This window comes from Treponema endosymbiont of Eucomonympha sp. (assembly GCF_001028545.1).
Map to the genome: position 1 here is coordinate 1 of NZ_BBPW01000148.1, position 1,559 is coordinate 1,559.

A 1,559-nucleotide genomic window follows, 5' to 3' on the forward strand; every position below is an offset into this window, starting at 1 on the left:
ATATGCTTAAGGAAGCGGATATAACAGCCGTCATCCCTCCGGTTAAAAGCCGGAAAGAGCAGAGAGCGTACAGTCATGAACTGTATCGGGCGCGGCACGTCATTGAAAACGTCTTCCGTGCCCTCAAGCGCCGGCGGGGAATTGCTACGCGCTATGCAAAGCTCACCGCTTCCTTCATCGCCGCGATTATCGCCGTTACAGGATTAGGAGCCGCTCTCTATTCCTGCGGCAGCCCGGCAAGTTCTCCAAGCGGGGATATGGGCAAAGGAAATCCTGACCGTTACGCTGGCTCTTATTATAACCATGTTTGGCTGGAAGGACCGGCGGGCAAGACAGAATTTGACGAAAACAGCTTGTGGGGAGCTTATGAGTGGTATGATCTATTTCACGCTTTCAAAAAAGGTGACAAAAGCTTTACCTATAGTTTCACTGTTGCCTTTGGTTATGACAGTCAGGGCAGATACGAACGTCATCTGAAAGCAGCCGGCATACCTTACGCACACAGGGATAGGAACAACGGCGATACAATAATTATATCCATTCGGGGCAAGAGCATTGGATTTCTTACTTTTCTGGATGCTTGGACAGACTGGAAATAAAGCCGCTGCGGAACAGAACAGCGTTGCCCGGAAGGGCAACGACCGAATTTCTTGAGGGAACCCGGCACATAGGGTAGGCTGGTGAACGGCATAGACGCGCAAGAGCGGGGCAAAACGCCCCGCTCTTTTTTTATGCCCGAACGCGGCGCGTGCAGGTGTCTCATGCCCTCCCGCGCAGGTGTCTCGTGCCCGCCCTAGCAGGGGTCGGCTTCCCGCTTCTTTTACTAGTCGCTTGCCTCTATGCAGAGTTTTCCGTGCGCTTGCGGCGTGCGGCAAATTCGGTCGTTACCCGCAAGGGTAACGACGCGCCTATGCGAAACTGCGGAAATATGGTACAGTCGCCCCGTTATGAATACCGACCGGAAAAAACCTGAGCCGCCGGACATACTGCTGACGTGCGGCCTTGCAAGCGCCGCCGCGGGCGTGCTGCTTCTGGGAATCCTCTCCGGCGAGGCGTCGTCGGCGCGTATGCTCGCCGTGTCCGCCGCGCTTATCCTGTCGGGCAGCACCGCGCTGTACCGCGCGCTGACAAAGCGGCTCAGAAGGTGGTGCTTCTTCGCCGCGCTGTGCGCGTTTTTTGCCGGTTCCGTGCTGCTGCTGGCGAACGCCGGACTGCTGCCGTATTCGCCGGCAAAAATATGGCCGCTGGCGGTGCTGTTTTGCGGCGTGTCGCTGCTGGGCGCCGGCTTCTACCGGCGGAAGCGTCCCGGCGTTTCGACGCTGGTTCCCGCCGTGCTGCTCTTGGCGCTCGGCTTTTTTCTGCTGCTCTTTTCCTTCGGCGTCATATCCGAGCGCTTTCTGCCGTTCGCCTCCAAATGGTGGCCCGCCGCGCTCGTCCTGACCGGAACCGTGCTGGTCGTCCTGTTCTTTTGCCGCTCCCCGTTCGGCGCGTCTCCGGCAGCCGAAGACGACAACTCCGACGATTTTCAAGGCGAAACGCGGCAGGAAGGCTGAAAAACT

Annotated in this window: 2 protein-coding genes; both read left to right on the forward strand. The window is 57.8% G+C overall.

Features of this window, described 5'->3' with window-relative positions:
• On the forward strand, positions 1-599 hold a 599-nt coding region (locus AWU74_RS13845; RefSeq protein ID WP_162504870.1), incomplete at its 5' end, for a transposase.
• A 348-nt stretch (positions 600-947) separates the two neighbouring features.
• Positions 948-1,553: a LiaI-LiaF-like domain-containing protein gene (locus AWU74_RS05450; RefSeq protein WP_062328410.1), complete on the forward strand. Its 606-nt coding sequence runs from the start codon at positions 948-950 to the stop codon at positions 1,551-1,553.
• The last annotated feature ends 6 nt before the right edge of the window (positions 1,554-1,559 follow it).

Bases quoted from the DNA above. Each gene is read 5' to 3' on its own strand.
- AWU74_RS05450 (WP_062328410.1), top strand. From the start codon at position 948: ATGAATACCGACCGGAAAAAACCTGAGCCGCCGGACATACTGCTGACG.